This is a genomic window from Xanthomonas massiliensis, from assembly GCF_900018785.1.
In the GTDB taxonomy this organism is placed as follows: domain Bacteria; phylum Pseudomonadota; class Gammaproteobacteria; order Xanthomonadales; family Xanthomonadaceae; genus Xanthomonas_B; species Xanthomonas_B massiliensis.
This window is the reverse complement of sequence record NZ_FCOY01000007.1, coordinates 96,459-111,920: the sequence shown is the minus strand read 5'-3', so window position 1 is coordinate 111,920 and position 15,462 is coordinate 96,459. Positions and strand designations below refer to the sequence as shown.

Here is a 15,462-nt window from a genome sequence, read left to right as displayed (position 1 = left end):
CGGTTACTCGGCCACGTCCTCGACCTTCTCCGGATGCGGCCCGGTCTCGGGCAGCTGCCAGAAGATCAGCGTCGAGGTCAGGGTGATCGCGCCCACGCACAGGAACGTGGCATGCAGCGCCGACAGCGCACCGTGGATGCCGCCCAGGTGCGCGTCGAAGGCGGCCAGCAGGCTGCCGGCCGCCGCCGCGCCGAATCCGGTGGCCAGCATCATCACCATCGACAGCAGGCTGTTGCCGGCGCTGGCCTGCTGGTAGTCCAGGTCGCGCAGGGTGACGGTGTTCATCACCGTGAACTGCAGCGAGTTGACCGCGCCGAACACGGCCAGCTGCAGCAGCCGCCAGGCCAGCGCCTGGCCCGGCTGCACCATCAGGAAGCTGGCCATGGTCGCGCCGACCAGCACGGTGTTGACCATCAGCACGCGCCGGTAGCCGTACACGTTCACCAGCTTGACCGCCGCGCGCTTGGAGGCCATGCCGGCCAGCGCCACCGGCACCATCATCAGGCCGGCGTCCATCGGGCTCATGCCCAGGCCGACCTGGAGCAACAGCGGGATCAGCAACGGCATCGCGCCGCTGCCCACGCGCGAGAACAGGTTGCCGAGGATGCCGATGCGGAAGCTCACCACCTTGAACAGCAACAGCGGGAACAGCGGCGCGCGCGAGCCGGCCGCGTGCAGCCAGTAGCCGGCGAGTGCGGCCAGGCCGGCGAAGGCGAGCACCATCACCGCGCCATGGCCGGTGCCGGAGAGCCCGTCCAGCGCCAGCGACAGCGCGATCATCGCGAACGACAGCAGCACGTAGCCGGTCAGGTCGAAGCGCTGGCGTTGCTGGGCGTAGCGGTCGGGCATCACCCGCAGCGCGGCGGCGAAACCGATCACCCCGATCGGCAGGTTGATCAGGAACACCCAGTGCCAGGAGGCCACCTCGACCAGCCAGCCGCCGAGGGTGGGGCCGACCAGCGGACCGATCAGCGCCGGGATGGCGATGAAGCTCATCGCCTGCAGGAAGTACGGGCGCGGCACCGAGCGCAGCACCGCCAGCCGCCCGACCGGCAGCAGCATGGCCCCGCCGATGCCCTGCAGCACGCGCGCGGCCACCAGCCAGGGCAGCCGCGACGACAACGCGCAGGCCAGCGAGCCGGCGGTGAACACCACGATCGCCACCAGGAAGGTGCGGCGCGTGCCGTAGCGGTCGGCGATCCAGCCCGAGGCCGGGATGAAGCTGGCCACCGCCAGGGCGTAGCTGAACACCACCGACTGCATCTGCAGCGGGCTCTCGCCCAGGCTCAGCGCCATCGCCGGCAGCGCCGTGTTGACGATGGTCGAGTCCAGCATGTTCATGAAGATCGCCAGCGACACCAGCCACAGCAGCGGCCGGAAACTGGCGTAGCTGGGCGTCGCCGCCGGCCCGGGACTGCTCATCCGCGTGCCTCCGTGCCGCCGTGTGCCCGCGCTGCCCGGTTCACGCCGGCTCGCGTGCGCTGAGGCGGTGGACGGCCTCCACCAGCGCGGCCACGTGGGCCGGGTCCATGTCCGGCGACAGGCCGTGGCCGAGGTTGAACACATGGCCCTCGCGCGAGCCGCCGTTGCCGGCCGCGTAGCCGTCGAGCACGGCGCGCACCTGGGTGGCGATCGCCTCGGGCCGGGCATACAGCGTGGCCGGGTCGAGGTTGCCCTGCAGCGCCACGCGCCCGCCGGTGCGGCGCGCGGCTTCCTCCAGCGTCACCGTCCAGTCCACGCCGATGGCTTCCGCGCCGCTGCCGGCCAGCGCCTCCAGGTACGGGCCGTTGCCCTTGCCGAACAGGATCAGCGGGGTGCGGGCCTCGCCGGTGCCGCGTGCCAGCTCGCGCGCGATGCGCTCCAGGTAGGGCAGCGAGAATTCCCGGTACATCGCCGGCGACAGCACCCCGCCCCAGGTGTCGAACACCTGCAGCGCCTGGGCCCCGGCCGCGCGCTGCGCGCCCAGGTAGGCGATCACCGCGTCGGTGACCACCTCCAGCAGCCGGTGCAGCAACGCCGGGGTGTCCAGCGCCATTGCCTTGATCCGGGCGTAGTTGTCGCTGCCGCCGCCCTCGACCATGTAGCACGCCAGCGTCCACGGGCTGCCGGAAAACCCGATCAGCGGCACCTTGCCGTCCAGTTCGCGGCGGATCAGGCGCACCGCGTCCATCACGTAGCCCAGCTCGCCTTCCATGTCCGGCACCGCCAGGCGCGCGATGTCAGCCTCGCTGCGCACCGGGTGGCGGAACTTCGGTCCCTCGCCGTCGACGAAGAACAGCTCCAGGCCCATCGCGTCGGGCACGGTGAGGATGTCCGAGAACAGGATCGCCGCATCCAGCGGGAAGCGCGCCAGCGGCTGCAGCGTCACCTCGCAGGCCAGCTCCGGGGTCTTGGCCATGGCCAGGAAGCTGCCGGCGCGGGCGCGGGTGGCACGGTATTCGGGCAGGTAGCGGCCGGCCTGGCGCATCAGCCAGACAGGGGTGCGGTCCACGGGCTGGCGGCGCAGCGCGCGCAGCAGGCGGTCGTTGGCGAGCGGGGCGGAGTCGGTCACGCGGGATTTCCTGGCATGGGGATGGACGGCGGGATCAGATGCGCAGCACCTGTTCGAAACCGCGACGCAACTGGCTGTCGCGCACCTTCTCGAAGGCGGCCACGGCCTCGCTTTCCTGCAGGTACTGGTCGCGGCGCAACTGCTTGCGCCCGCCGATCTGGCCCGACTCGCGCACCAGTTCCCAGCCGCCGAACAGGTCGGCCTGCAGGGCCAGCTGCAAGTAGCGGGGGGCACCGCCATCGGGCGGCGTTTGCTGAAGAAGGATCTGCATGCGCGAATTGTAGCCGGCGCCCTGCCCGCGACGCGGCCATGGCCGATGCGCGGAGCGGATCGGGACAGGTATCGACGCGAGGGTCCACGTCGTACGGAGGCGCCGGACGCCATGCGTCCCGGAAACCCTCCGCGCCGTGGCGCCGTAGCGAGCAGCGGCTTCGACAGTACGGATCCAAAGGGGGCCGTGCGGCGCGAGCGGGCAGGGCATAGGGAATGCGCATCGCCTGCCCGCCGATGCCGGCCAGCAATGCCGCGGCGAGGCCGGCCCCCAGACTGCCGGCCTGTCGCGGCAGGCGCCGTGCTCAGTCCGCGCGCAGCAGGTCCAGCACCGCCGTCTCGTCGACGTCGTGGCGCCGTGGCGAGCAGCGGCATCGCCGGTCCGAATCCAATCGCCGGTCCGAATCCAAAGGGGGCCGTGCGGCGGCAGCGGGCGGGGCATCGGGGACGCGCATCGCCTGGCCGCCGGTGCCGTCCAGCAATGCCGCGGCGAGGCCGGCCCCGCCAGGCTGCCGGCCTGTCGCGGCGGGCGCCGCGCTCAGCCCGCGCGCAGCAGGTCGAGCACCGCCGCCTCGTCGACGTCGGGCGCGACGAAGGCGCGGCCGATGCCGTGCCACAGCACCAGCCGCAGGCGGCCGGCCACGTTCTTCTTGTCCAGGCGCATGCGCGCCAGCAGCGCCTGCGGGTCCAGCCCGGCCGGCACCGCCACCGGCAGGCCGAAGCCGCGCAGCAGGGCTTCCAGCGTGTCGGCATCGGCCGCCGGCGCCAGGCCCAGGCGCGCGGACAGGCGTGCGGCCAGCACCATGCCGACCGCCACCGCCTCGCCGTGCACCAGCGCATCGCGGCCGGGCGCGGCGTAGCCCTGCGCCGTCTCGATGGCGTGGCCGAAGGTGTGGCCGAGGTTGAGCAGCGCGCGCTCGCCCTTCTCCAGCGGGTCGCGGGCGACGATCTCGGCCTTGTGCTCGCAGCTGCGGGCGATGGCCTGGGTCAGGGCGTCGTCGTCGCCGGCCAGCAGCGCCTCGCGCTCGGCGCCGAGCCATTCCAGGAACAGCGGATCGCGGATCGCGCCGTACTTGATCACCTCGGCCAGCCCGGCACGCAGCTCGCGCGGCGGCAGCGTGCGCAGCACCGCGGTGTCGGCGACCACCGCGCGCGGCGGGTGGAACGCGCCGACCAGGTTCTTGCCCTGCGGGATGTCCACCGCGGTCTTGCCGCCGACCGAGGAATCGACCATCGCCAGCAGCGTGGTCGGCAGCTGCACGCAGTCCACGCCGCGCATCCAGCAGGCGGCGGCGAAGCCGGCCAGGTCGCCGACCACGCCGCCGCCGAGCGCGAACACGCAGGCGTCGCGGGTGGCACCCAGCTCGGCCAGCGCAGCGATCGCCGCGGCGAAGCCGTCCAGCGTCTTGGAGGCCTCGCCGGCGGGCAGCACGAACGGGCGCAGCAGCAGTTCCGGGCGCGCCTCGTGCAGCGCCCGGACCACGCGCGCGGCGTACAGCGGCGCGACCTGGTCGTCGCTGGCCAGCAGCACGTGGCGGCCGCGCACATGCGCGGCCAGGCGTTCGCCGTCGTCGAGCAGGCCCGGGCCGATGGCGATGGTGTAGGGCGTGGCGCCGGCGACGGCGACGCAGCGCAGGGGTTCGGTCATGCGGGCAATTCCTTGATCTGCCACAGCGGCGCCAGGGTCAGCGCCAGCCGGGTGGTGGCTTCAATCGGGGTCAGGTCGTCGGTTTCCAGCACCAGGTCGGCGACCTCGCGGTAGAGCGGTTCGCGCTGGCGCGTCAGCTCGCGCAGCACCTGCTCGCGGTCGCCGCGCGCCAGCAGCGGGCGGCTGCGGTCGCGCTCCAGGCGTTGCAGCTGCGAGGCCACGCCCACGCTAAGGTACACGGCGAAGCTGCGCTCGCGGATGTGGCGGCGGTTGTCCGGATGCAGCACCGCGCCGCCCCCGGTGGAGACCAGGCGGTTGCTGCCGGCCAGCAGCTCGGCCAGCACCTGGCATTCGTGCTCGCGGAAGGCGGCCTCGCCGCCATGCTGGAAGATCGTGTTGATGCTGGCGCCGGCACGCTCGACGATGGCCTGGTCGGCATCGACGAACGCCAGGCCGAAGCGCTCGGCCAGGCGCCGGCCGATGCTGCTCTTGCCGGCGCCCATGGGTCCGACCAGCACGAGGTTGGGAGCGGGATTCATGGTCGCGGATGCTAGCACCCGCATCCGCTTGCAACCGCAACCGACGGGCCGGCTCAGGCCGGCAGCGGGCGCCGGCGTTCGTCCAGCGGCACGATGCGATCGGCGCGCGCCGGCAGCGTGCGCAGCGCCTGGCGGCTGACGCGTTCGTAGAACTGCACGAAGCGCTCGACCTGGGCGCGGTCCATGCCGCCGCGGCCGGGACGGGCGGCCTGCAGCGCCTGCTCCTGCTCCCAGCGCCACTGCGGCACGATCTCGAAGCCCGGCGGCTGCAGGAACCACAGCCGGTCGAAGCGCTGCCACAGCGCCGGGTAGTCGCGCGCCAATGCGGCGTTGACGTGGCGGCGCCAGCGCCCGTCGCCGTCCTGCTCGCGCTCCAGTTCGTTGAGCGGCGCGTCCAGGGCCGCCTCGTCCTCGGCGGCGGTGCCCAGGAACCAGCCCTCGACCACCAGCAGATCCAGCGGCCGGTCCACGCGCGTCCAGGCGTGGCCGGGCAGGCGATCGTCGGCGAGCTTGTCGAATCGCGGCAGCAGGGTCGGGGATCCTTCGGCCACGGTGTCCAGCGTGCGCAGCGCCAGCGCCAGGTCATGGGTGCCGGGTGGCCCGCGCGTGGCCAGCAGTGGGTGTACCTCGGCCGCCAGGCGCTGGCGCTCGGCGCGGGTCAGGTAGACGTCGTCGATGGACAGCGTGGCCGCGCGCAGGCCGCGGGCGGCGGCTTCGGCCACCACCTGGTCGGCCAGGGTCGACTTGCCGCTGCCCTGCAAGCCGCTGATCGCCAGCACGGCCGGGCGCGCGCCGCTGGCCAGGGCATCCTCGAGCACGGCCTGGACCAGCGTGTCCGGGAAGCCGCGTGCGGCCGAAGTGTGCGGATCGTGAGCCATGCCGCCACAATAGCCGGCGAACCCGTGCCAGGCCAACGCCATGCCCGAAGCCGATCTGCGTGCCGAAGCCTTTTCCACCTTTACCCGCCTGTTCGAGCAGGCGCAGGCGTCCGGCAGCGAGATCGAGCCGAACGCGATGGTGCTGGCCACCGCCTCGCCCGACGGGCGCCCGGCGGCGCGCACGGTGCTGCTCAAGGGCTTCGACGCGCGCGGCTTCGTGTTCTACACCCACGTGGACAGCGCCAAGGGGCGCGACATGCAGCTCAATCCGCGGGTGGCGCTGCTGTTCCTGTGGCGCAGCCTGGGCGAGGCCGGGGTGCAGGTGCGCGTGGAGGGCGAGGCGCAGCGCACCTCGGTGGCCGAGTCGGACAGCTATTTCGCCAGCCGGCCGCGGACCAGCCAGCTCGGCGCCTGGGCCTCGATCCAGTCGCAGACCCTGGACTCGCGCGAAGTCTTCGAGGAACGCCTGGCGCGCGCCGAGGCGACCTTCGCCGGGCGCGAGGTGCCGCGCCCGGAAGGCTGGGGCGGCTATCGCGTGGTGCCGCGCAGCTTCGAGTTCTGGTACGGCGCGCGCTTCCGCCTGCACGAGCGCTGGCGCTACGACGCCGATGCCGCCGGCGGGCGCTGGAGCAAGCGCATGCTGTACCCCTGATCCCTGGCGCCGACGGAGGCGACCATGCAGCTCGTGCCGGTCTACCGCATCACCGTGTTCGTCCCGCCCGCCCACCTGGACGCGCTCAAGCGCGGCATCTGCGCGGTCGATCCGCTCGGTGCCGGCGCCTACGACCAGGTCATGTGGATCCAGGTGCCCGGCGAGGAGCAGTTCCGGCCCTTGCCCGGCGCCCATCCCACGCTCGGCAACGTCGGCCAGCTCGAGCGCGCCTCCAGCGTGCGCCTGGAGTTCGCCATCCCGCGCGATCCCGAACGCCTGCGCCGGGTGATCGAGCAGGGCATCCATCCGCATCATCCCTGGGAAGTGCCGGCGGTGTTCGTGGACGAGTCGCTGTTCCCGATGCGCTGAGCGCGGTGCCGCGTTGACGGCCCCTTGCCGGACCGGCGCGCAGGCTGGCCGCCTGTTCCCGAAGCGGAGTCCGTTGCCATGCGCATCTGCCTGTACAGCGCGCGTCGCTACGATCGCGACGCGTTCCAGGCCGCCAATGCGGCCCACGACCACACCCTGGTATACGTGGCCGATGCGTTGACCCTGGACAGCGTCGCCGCATCGCACGGCTGCGATGCGGCGTGCGTGTTCGTCAACGACCGGGTGGACGCGCCGGTGCTGGCCGCGCTCAAGGCCCAGGGCATCGGCCTGCTGTGCACCCGCTCCACCGGCTACAACCAGATCGACGTGGCCGCCGCGCGCCGGCTCGGCCTCCAGCTCGGGCGCGCGGCCAACTATTCGCCGTACTCGGTCGCCGAGTTCGCCGTCGGGCTGGTGCAGGCGGTCAACCGCCACATCGCCCGGGCCAGCGCGCGCACCCGCGACGGCAACTTCGAGCTGGACGGGCTGATCGGCTCGGACCTGCACGGCAAGACCGTGGGCGTGGTCGGCACCGGCCGCATCGGCCGCATCTTCGCCGGGATCATGGCCGGCTTCGGTTGCGAGCTGCTGGGCTACGACCCGTTCGAGAACGACGCGTTCCGGGCGATCGGCCGCTACACCACGCTGGCGGACCTGCTGGCGCGCAGCGACGTGGTGTCGCTGCACTGCCCGATGACCCCGGAGAACCGGCACCTGATCGACGCGGCGCGCCTGGCCGGCATCAAGCGCGGCGCGCTGCTGGTCAACACCAGCCGCGGCGGCCTGGTGGACAGCGAGGCGGCGATCGTCGCGCTCAAGGACGGCCGCCTGGGCGGGCTGGGCATGGACGTGTACGAGCAGGAGGCGGGCCTGTTCTTCCAGGACCTGTCGGCCACGGTGATCACCGACGACGTGATCGAGCGGCTGCTGTCGTTCCCCAACGTCATCGTCACCGGCCACCAGGCGTTCTTCACCCGCGAGGCGCTGGCCGAGATCGCCGCGGCGACGCTGGCCAACGCCACCGCCTACGCGCGCGGCGAGCCGGTGCCGTACCCGGTCCCGGACTGAACCCGGGGTCCGAGGCGCTCAGCCGTGGCCGGCGATCTGGTCCAGGCCGGAGCCGAGCCGGACCAGCAGGTTGGTTTCCAGCTCCTGCAGCAGCGCCTCCTGCTCGGCGGACTGGACATAGCGCGGGTCGATCGCGCGCAGCCGCTGCAGCGCGGCCTCGGCGTTGAGGCCCTCGCGCACCAGCCAGCAGCCCAGCACCACGCCGGTGCGCCCGAGCCCGGCCAGGCAATGCACGGCGATGACGTCGCCGGCGCGCATGAACGCGTCCATGCGTGCCAGCAGCAGCTTGGTCCACATGATCGGCGGCGCCTTGCGGTCCTCGACCGGCAGCTGGAAGTCGGTCAGCCCGTGGCGCTTGAGCGCCTCGGCCGGCAGGCGCCGGTCGGTCAGGTTGACCAGGCGGGTGATGCCGACCGAGCGCAGCAGGTCCAGGTCGTAGTCCAGCGGGGCGACCACGCCGGGCATCTGGCAGCCGGCCAGCCGCCCGGGGACGAGCCAGTGGAACCCGTAGGGGCCGGGGCGGGCGAGGTCGCAGTCGGCCGGATCCGGCATCGGCGGTTCGTCCGCCGCGGCGGGCATCGCCGGTGGCGCCGGCGTGGGCACGGATTGCACCGCGGCGATCGCGACACGCGGCGCCGCGGACACGGCCGGGGACGCGGCGGAGGACGCGCCGGCGACAGTGCCCGGCGCGGCATTCCCGGCGTGGAGGGGCGGCTCGGGCGCGCGCTTGGGCGCGAACCCGTCCTGCGCCAGGAAGCGGGCCTGCAGTGGATGCAGGCCGGTCCCGGAGAAGAAGTGCGGGGCGGCGACATCGAGCGCGAGCCGGCCCTGGTCGAGCAGCACGATCCGGTCGGCGACGTGGCGCGCCTGCGCGGGCCGGTCGAGCACCACCAGGCAGGCGTGCGAGCGGCCCAGCTGCGCGACCAGCTGCAGCACCCGTTCGCCGTCGGCCTCGGACAGGTCGCGCGTCGGCCCGTCGAACAGCAGCAGCTCGCTGCCGGTGAAGGCGCTGCGCAGCAGGCCGGCCACGCGCAGCGAGGCGCGCGGCAGGGACACCAGCGGGGTGTCCAGGTAGGCGCGCATGGAGGCCAGTTCCAGGGTGTCCAGCTGCTGCTCGATCCACGCGGTCAGCTGCGGGCGCGACAGGGCGCGGGCCTCCGGGTGCCGGCGCGCGGCGCTGGCCAGGACATGGCCGAGGGGAAGACTCAGGTCGCCGGGACGATGCATCGCCAGCGCCGGCTCGAGCGTGTGGCCCGGGTCGTGGCCGCGGTGCAGGCGCGTGCCGCTTACCTGGAAGCAGCCGAGGCCGCGGCCGGCGATGGCACGCAGCAGCGAGGACTTGCCCGAGGCCTTCGGGCCCAGCAGCACGGTCACGCCGCCGGCCCGTTCCAGGCGCAGGGTGATGTCCTCGAGGATGGGGCGCGTGCCGGAGGACACGCCGAAATCGCGCAGTTCCAGCAAGGCCGCCGTACCGGGAACGACGGGCGGATCGGGCGGCGCCTGCGCCGGCAGCTTCGTCATCGTCACGCACTCCCCCTGGTCGTCGCACATGCCGGTGGCGCCTGCCTGGGCAACCGCCGGCCGGTCGGACCACCTGTCAGCCATTCTGGCCAATGGCCGCGGCAATGGGGACACCAATGCCGCAGTGTGTGACGCAGTTCGCTCGGATGGGCGCTATTTGCCGCCCCGGGGCAGGTGCTTCAGGCGCTGTCGTTGGCGGCCGACAATTCGCCGCCGCGGCGGGCGGCGGCGGCCAGCGCGGCATCGACCAGCGACTGGAAACCGCCGGCCTGGAAGGCCTCGATCGCCGCCTGGGTGGTGCCGTTGGGCGAGGTCACGCGGCGCCGCAATTCCGCCGGGGCCTCGCCCGATTCGGTGAGCATGCGCGCCGCGCCGAGCACGGTCTGCAGCACCAGCGTGCGCGCCGCCTCGGCCGGCAGGCCGAGCTCGATGCCGGCCGCCTCCATCGCCTCGGCCAGCAGGAACACGTAGGCCGGGCCGCTGCCGGACACGGCGGTCACCGCATCCATCAGTTTTTCCTCGTCGATCCACACCGTGGAGCCGGCGCTGGCCAGCAGCCGCTCGGCGCGATGGCGCTGCTCGGCGCTCGTCCCGGCGCTGGCGCACAGGCCGGTCACGCCGGCGCCGAGCAACGCGGGCGTGTTGGGCATGGCGCGCACCGCGGCCAGCTCGCCGCCCAGCCAGCGCTGCAGCTGCGCCAGGGTGATGCCGGCGGCGATGGAGACCACCAGCGGTCGCGCGCCCTGCGCCTGCGGCGCCAGCGCCTGGCACACCTGGCGGATGACCTGCGGCTTGACCGCCAGCAACCAGGTACCGGCGCCGGCCACGGCGTCCTCGGCGCGGGCGAAGGTCTGCACGCCGAAATCGCGCGCCAGCGCCTCGCGCAGGGCCGCCACCGGCTCGCCGACGCGGATGTGGCGGCCGGGCGTGCCCTGGCGGACGAGGCCGGCGATCAGGCTGCGCGCCATGTTGCCGCCGCCGACGAAGGCGATCGTCTGCACGGCGGCGTCGGGGGACGGATGGACCAGGGGCTGGGGTCAGGGCCGGGGCGGGCGGGCACCGAACAGGGCGGTGCCGACGCGGACCATGGTCGCACCTTCGGCGATGGCCAGCGGGAAATCCGCGCTCATGCCCATCGACAGCGTGTCCACCCCCGGATGGCGCGCGGCCAGGGCATCGAACAGCGCCTTCATATGGCGGAACGCGGCGCGCCGCGGCGCCTCCTCCGGCCAGGGCGCGGGAATGGCCATCAGCCCGCGCAGGCGCAGGCGCGGTTCGGCGGCGATCGCCGCGGCCAGGGCATCCACGTCCTGCGGCGCGCAACCGCTCTTGCTGGCCTCGTCGTCGACGTTGACCTGGACGAGCACGTTCAGCGGCGGCCTGGCCTCGGGCCGGTGCCGGGCCAGCGCGCCGACCAGCTTGGGCCGGTCCACGGTCTGCACCCAGTCGAACAGGCGCGCGGCCACGTCGGCCTTGTTGGACTGCAGGTGGCCGATCAGGTGCCACTCCAGCGCCGCGCCGGCCAGGGCCTCGATCTTGCCCTGCGCTTCCTGCACGTAGTTCTCGCCGAAGGCGCGCTGGCCCAGCGCGGCGAGCGCGGCGACGTCGGCGGCCGGGCGGGTCTTGGACACGGCCAGCAGGCGCACGCCGGAGCGGCCGGCGGCGCGGGCGGCGGCATCGATCTCGGCCTGGACGTGGTGCAGTGCGGAAGCGGCGGACACGGGCGGTTTCGCGTGGGGACGGGACCGCTATACTGCCGCCCGGGGAAATATCGTTCCAGTCGCTTCCTGGGGAAACCGCGCATGGATATCGCCGAGCTGTTGGCGTTCTCGGTCAAGAACAAGGCCTCCGACCTCCACCTGTCGGCCGGCCTGCCGCCGATGATCCGCGTGGACGGCGACGTGCGCCGCATCAACATCCCGGCACTGGACCACAAGCAGGTCCACGCGCTGGTCTACGACATCATGTCCGACAAGCAGCGGCGCGACTACGAGGAGTTCCTCGAGGTCGACTTCTCCTTCGAGATCCCGTCGCTGGCGCGCTTCCGCGTCAACGCCTTCAACCAGAACCGCGGCGCGGCGGCGGTGTTCCGCACCATTCCCTCCGAGGTGCTGACCCTGGAGGACCTGGGCTGCCCGCCGATCTTCCGCCAGCTGATCGAGCAGCCGCAGGGCCTGATCCTGGTGACCGGCCCGACCGGCTCGGGCAAGTCGACCACGCTGGCGGCGATGGTGGACCACCTCAACAAGACCGAGTACGGGCACATCCTCACCGTCGAGGACCCGATCGAGTTCGTCCATACCCCGCAGAAGTGCCTGATCAACCAGCGCGAGGTGCACCGCGACACCCACGGCTTCACCGAGGCGCTGCGCTCGGCGCTGCGCGAGGACCCGGACTTCATCCTGGTCGGCGAGTTGCGCGACCTGGAGACGATCCGCCTGGCGCTGACCGCCGCCGAGACCGGCCACCTGGTGTTCGGTACCCTGCACACCAGTTCGGCGGCCAAGACCATCGACCGCATCATCGACGTGTTCCCCGCCGGCGAGAAGCCGATGGTGCGCTCGATGCTGTCCGAGTCGCTGCGCGCGGTGGTCTCGCAGACGCTGCTCAAGCGCGTCGGCGGCGGGCGCATCGCCTCGCACGAGATCATGGTCGGCATCCCCGCCATCCGCAACCTGATCCGCGAGGACAAGGTGGCGCAGATGTACTCGGCCATCCAGACCGGCCAGCAGTACGGCATGCAGACGCTGGACCAGAACCTGCAGGACCTGGTCAAGCGCAGCCTGATCACGCGCCAGCAGGCCCGCGAGTACGCCAAGGACAAGCGCCTGTTCGAGTGACCGCGGGCCGGGACACGGGTGCGGCCGCCGTTGTCCCGGCGCCCGCGCGCCGGTCCCCGCGATTCCCGATATTCCCTTCCAGATCCAGGTTCCGCAGGAGCGCCCATGAGCACCATCGACTTCACCTCGTTCCTCAAGCTGATGGCGCACCAGAAGGCGTCGGACCTGTTCATCACCTCGGGCATGCCACCGGCGATGAAGGTGCACGGCAAGCTCAGCCCGATCACCCAGTCGCCGCTGACCGCCCAGCAGAGCCGCGACCTGGTGCTCAACGTGATGACGCCGGCCCAGCGCGAGGAGTTCGAGAAGACCCACGAGTGCAACTTCGCCATCGGCGTGGCCGGGGTGGGGCGCTTCCGCGTGAGCTGCTTCTACCAGCGCAACCAGGTCGGCATGGTGCTGCGCCGGATCGAGACGCGCATCCCGACGGTGGAGGAGCTGAGCCTGCCGCCGATCATCAAGACGCTGGCGATGACCAAGCGCGGCATCATCCTGTTCGTCGGCGCGACCGGCACCGGCAAGTCGACCTCGCTGGCGGCGATGATCGGCTACCGCAACCAGAACTCCACCGGGCACATCATCACCATCGAGGACCCGATCGAGTTCGTGCACCAGCACGCCGGCTGCATCATCACCCAGCGCGAGGTCGGCATCGACACCGAGAGCTGGGACGCGGCGCTGAAGAACACCCTGCGCCAGGCGCCGGACGTGATCATGATCGGCGAGGTCCGCACCCGCGAGGGCATGGACCACGCCATCGCCTTCGCCGAGACCGGCCACCTGGTGCTGGCCACGCTGCACGCCAACAACGCCAACCAGGCGATGGACCGCATCATCAACTTCTTCCCCGAGGACCGCCGCCAGCAGCTGCTGATGGACCTCTCGCTCAACCTCAAGGCGGTGGTGGCCCAGCAGCTGGTGCCGACCCCGGACGGCAAGGGCCGGCGCGCGGCGCTGGAGATCCTGCTGGGCACGCCGCTGGTGCAGGACTACATCCGCGACGGCGAGATCCACAAGCTCAAGGAAGTGATGAAGGATTCCACCAACCTGGGCATGAAGACCTTCGACCAGAGCCTGTTCGAGCTGTACCAGGCCGGCGAGATCAGCTACGACGACGCGCTGCGCTACGCCGACTCGCAGAACGAGGTGCGCCTGCGCATCAAGCTCTCCCAGGGCGGCGACGCCAAGACCCTGTCGCAGGGGCTGGACGGGGTGGACATCGCCGAGGTGCGCTGAGCCGCGCGCGGCGCAGCGCCGGTCCTCGCGCGGGGCGGTCGCACGGCCGCCCCGCCGCCGTTTCCGGCACCGCCGTGGGGCGGGGCGGGTGCGCCCGCGGCCGGCCTCCCCGCGCGGCAGCGGTCGCGCCGGCGAAGCCTGCCGCGACGCCGGCGACCTGGCGCAGGCGGGGTAGATCGGGTGTCGTTCCCGCCCCCGCGGTACGGCTGCACGAGGCCCGGCATTGGTGTCTAATGTCCGCTCCCCCGCGTCGCCCATTTCCCCGTGAACACCTCGCATTCCGACCCCGCCGCGGAAGCGCCGGCCGTGGTCGAACCCGGCCCGGTCACCGCCGGCCCGATCACGCCCGCCGATTCGCGCGACGGCCTGCCGCACGAACACGACCCGCGCTTCCACCACTCGCCGGCCGAGGACGTGCAGGGCCTGCTGCTGGCCACGCTGGTGTCCTCGCTGGGCCTGGCGGTGTTCGCCAAGGGCGGGATCATGATCGGCGGCATCGCCGGGGTCGCGTTCCTGCTGCACTACGCGGCCGGCTGGAACTTCGGCCTGATGTTCGTGCTGCTCAACATGCCGTTCTACTGGCTGTCGGTGCGGCAGATGGGCTGGGAGTTCACCCTGAAGACCTTCGCCGCGGTCGGCGCCTGCGGCCTGCTGACCGACCTGCTGCCGCGCTGGGCGGACTACTCGCACATGACCCCGCTGTATTCGGCGGGGGTCGGCGGGGCGCTGGTGGGGCTGGGCATCCTGTTCTTCATCCGCCACCACGCCAGCCTCGGCGGCATCGGCATCCTGGCGGTGTACCTGCAGCGCGACCGCGGCATCAGCGCGGGCAAGGTGCAGATGAGCTTCGACGCGCTGCTGATGGTGGCCGCGTTCTTCTTGCTCAGCCCGGCCAAGGTGGCCTGGTCGGCGCTGGGCGCGGTGTTGCTGAGCCTGGTGCTGATGTTCAACCACCGCCCCAACCGCTACATGGGCGTCTGATTCCGGTACGGTCGCGCGCCGTGTGCCCGGGCGCGGGCGGCGTTCGCCGGCGGCGTGCGGCGCGGCTCCAGCACCGGCGCGATCCGGGCGATCGGACCGCGGCACGGGGCCGGCGGTAGCGTCCCGTACCCGCCGAAGCGGCGGCCATCCCGGCGCGGGAACCTCCGCACCGGGAAGGATCCGGCGGCGCAAACGGGCTAGCCGCGCATCCAGGGCGGGGACAGCGCCGCGATGCGTGCGTACGCCGGGCAATCCGGGCGGTGCGCGCAGGGCAGGTAGCCCAGGCTCATCAGGAATTCGCCGGTGATCTCGCCGCCGGTGAAACGGAACGTGCGCCTGAACAATTTCACCCAGCCGGCCTTGTCGAGCGGGTGGTGCGCGTCGAGCCAGGCGGCGAAGCCACCGTGCGAATCGCGCAGGGTGCGGATCACCCGGGCGTTGTGGATGGCCGCGGCCACCTTCAGCCGGTTGCGGACGATGCCGGCGTCGGCCAGCAGCCGCGCCACGTCGGCCTGCCCGTAGGCGGCCACCGCATCCACGTCGAAGCCGGAATAGGCGGCGCGGAAGCCGGCGCGCTTCCTCAGGATCGTCTCCCAGCTCAGCCCGGCCTGGTTGATCTCCAGCACCAGCCGCTCGAACAGCCCGGCTTCGTCGCGTTGCGGGAAGCCGTACTCGCCGTCGTGGTAGGCGCCGTGGACCGGATGGCCCGGCGCGAGGTCGCAATAGCCGCTCATGCCTCGAGCGGAGCGATCCTCCCGGCGCTTGCCCAGCGGTAATCACAAATATGAACATAAAATAAATTGAAATTGTCCATGTGATGGTTTCGTCGTTTCGATCCCGGTTTGGCAGGAAGTGACCGCCTTTTTGCGACGCGCGTCGCGCGCCGCCGCCTTCCGATTCGAGAGAGAA

16 protein-coding genes are annotated in these 15,462 nt (G+C 72.3%); 6 read left to right on the top strand and 10 right to left on the bottom strand.

Going from position 1 to position 15,462, the window contains the following annotated elements:
- Positions 1-3: 3 nt before the first annotated feature.
- The 6 genes from mdtD to BN3794_RS10665 all read right to left on the bottom strand — a co-directional run bounded on the left by mdtD (position 4) and on the right by BN3794_RS10665 (position 5,886).
- On the bottom strand, positions 4-1,422 hold the full coding sequence (gene mdtD / locus BN3794_RS10690) for a multidrug transporter subunit MdtD (RefSeq protein WP_066097321.1): 1,419 nt from the start codon (positions 1,420-1,422) through the stop codon (positions 4-6).
- Between the two features lie 40 nt (positions 1,423-1,462).
- The gene (gene hemE / locus BN3794_RS10685) at positions 1,463-2,551 is read right to left on the bottom strand and encodes a uroporphyrinogen decarboxylase (RefSeq protein WP_066097320.1); all 1,089 of its coding nucleotides are present in this window, start codon (positions 2,549-2,551) and stop codon (positions 1,463-1,465) included.
- Positions 2,552-2,585: 34 nt separating this feature from the next.
- Positions 2,586-2,822 carry a WGR domain-containing protein gene (locus tag BN3794_RS10680; RefSeq protein ID WP_066097319.1) on the bottom strand — a complete coding sequence of 79 codons (237 nt, stop codon included), beginning with the start codon at positions 2,820-2,822 and terminating at the stop codon, positions 2,586-2,588.
- Positions 2,823-3,359: 537 nt separating this feature from the next.
- Complete coding sequence (gene aroB / locus BN3794_RS10675) at positions 3,360-4,469, bottom strand: 3-dehydroquinate synthase (RefSeq protein ID WP_066097318.1); 1,110 nt, start codon at positions 4,467-4,469, stop codon at positions 3,360-3,362.
- Positions 4,466-5,008, bottom strand: a complete 543-nt coding sequence (locus BN3794_RS10670; protein ID WP_066097317.1) for a shikimate kinase — start codon at positions 5,006-5,008, stop codon at positions 4,466-4,468. The genes aroB and BN3794_RS10670 overlap by 4 nt, the downstream gene beginning before the upstream one ends.
- A 53-nt stretch (positions 5,009-5,061) precedes the next feature.
- A complete protein-coding gene (locus tag BN3794_RS10665; protein ID WP_066098797.1) occupies positions 5,062-5,886 on the bottom strand; it encodes a kinase in 825 nt (274 codons plus the stop codon).
- Positions 5,887-5,926: 40 nt separating this feature from the next.
- Between BN3794_RS10665 and pdxH the strand changes: the two genes are divergently transcribed.
- The 3 genes from pdxH to BN3794_RS10650 all read left to right on the top strand — a co-directional run bounded on the left by pdxH (position 5,927) and on the right by BN3794_RS10650 (position 7,975).
- The gene (pdxH, locus tag BN3794_RS10660) at positions 5,927-6,538 is read left to right on the top strand and encodes a pyridoxamine 5'-phosphate oxidase (RefSeq protein ID WP_066097316.1); all 612 of its coding nucleotides are present in this window, start codon (positions 5,927-5,929) and stop codon (positions 6,536-6,538) included.
- A gap of 24 nt (positions 6,539-6,562) precedes the next feature.
- On the top strand, positions 6,563-6,907 hold the full coding sequence (locus BN3794_RS10655; protein ID WP_066097315.1) for a YqfO family protein: 345 nt from the start codon (positions 6,563-6,565) through the stop codon (positions 6,905-6,907).
- 78 nt (positions 6,908-6,985) lie between these two features.
- Positions 6,986-7,975: a 2-hydroxyacid dehydrogenase gene (locus BN3794_RS10650; protein ID WP_066097314.1), complete on the top strand. Its 990-nt coding sequence runs from the start codon at positions 6,986-6,988 to the stop codon at positions 7,973-7,975.
- An 18-nt stretch (positions 7,976-7,993) separates the two neighbouring features.
- Here BN3794_RS10650 and BN3794_RS10645 read toward each other — a convergent pair whose 3' ends face one another.
- The 3 genes from BN3794_RS10645 to BN3794_RS10635 all read right to left on the bottom strand — a co-directional run bounded on the left by BN3794_RS10645 (position 7,994) and on the right by BN3794_RS10635 (position 11,217).
- Complete coding sequence (locus BN3794_RS10645; RefSeq protein WP_147675749.1) at positions 7,994-9,496, bottom strand: phosphatase domain-containing protein; 1,503 nt, start codon at positions 9,494-9,496, stop codon at positions 7,994-7,996.
- Positions 9,497-9,675: 179 nt separating this feature from the next.
- A complete protein-coding gene (gene proC, locus BN3794_RS10640; protein WP_147675748.1) occupies positions 9,676-10,524 on the bottom strand; it encodes a pyrroline-5-carboxylate reductase in 849 nt (282 codons plus the stop codon).
- A gap of 9 nt (positions 10,525-10,533) precedes the next feature.
- Complete coding sequence (locus tag BN3794_RS10635; protein WP_066097312.1) at positions 10,534-11,217, bottom strand: YggS family pyridoxal phosphate-dependent enzyme; 684 nt, start codon at positions 11,215-11,217, stop codon at positions 10,534-10,536.
- A gap of 81 nt (positions 11,218-11,298) precedes the next feature.
- Between BN3794_RS10635 and BN3794_RS10630 the strand changes: the two genes are divergently transcribed.
- From BN3794_RS10630 to BN3794_RS10620, 3 genes are all read left to right on the top strand, one after another.
- Positions 11,299-12,336, top strand: a complete 1,038-nt coding sequence (locus BN3794_RS10630) for a type IV pilus twitching motility protein PilT (protein WP_066097311.1) — start codon at positions 11,299-11,301, stop codon at positions 12,334-12,336.
- A 105-nt stretch (positions 12,337-12,441) separates the two neighbouring features.
- On the top strand, positions 12,442-13,572 hold the full coding sequence (locus tag BN3794_RS10625) for a PilT/PilU family type 4a pilus ATPase (RefSeq protein WP_066097310.1): 1,131 nt from the start codon (positions 12,442-12,444) through the stop codon (positions 13,570-13,572).
- 306 nt (positions 13,573-13,878) lie between these two features.
- A complete protein-coding gene (locus BN3794_RS10620; protein ID WP_066098794.1) occupies positions 13,879-14,553 on the top strand; it encodes a YitT family protein in 675 nt (224 codons plus the stop codon).
- 197 nt (positions 14,554-14,750) lie between these two features.
- Here the strand turns inward: BN3794_RS10620 and BN3794_RS10615 are convergent, their stop codons facing one another.
- Positions 14,751-15,287, bottom strand: a complete 537-nt coding sequence (locus BN3794_RS10615; RefSeq protein ID WP_066097309.1) for a DNA-3-methyladenine glycosylase I — start codon at positions 15,285-15,287, stop codon at positions 14,751-14,753.
- Positions 15,288-15,462: the final 175 nt, after the last annotated feature.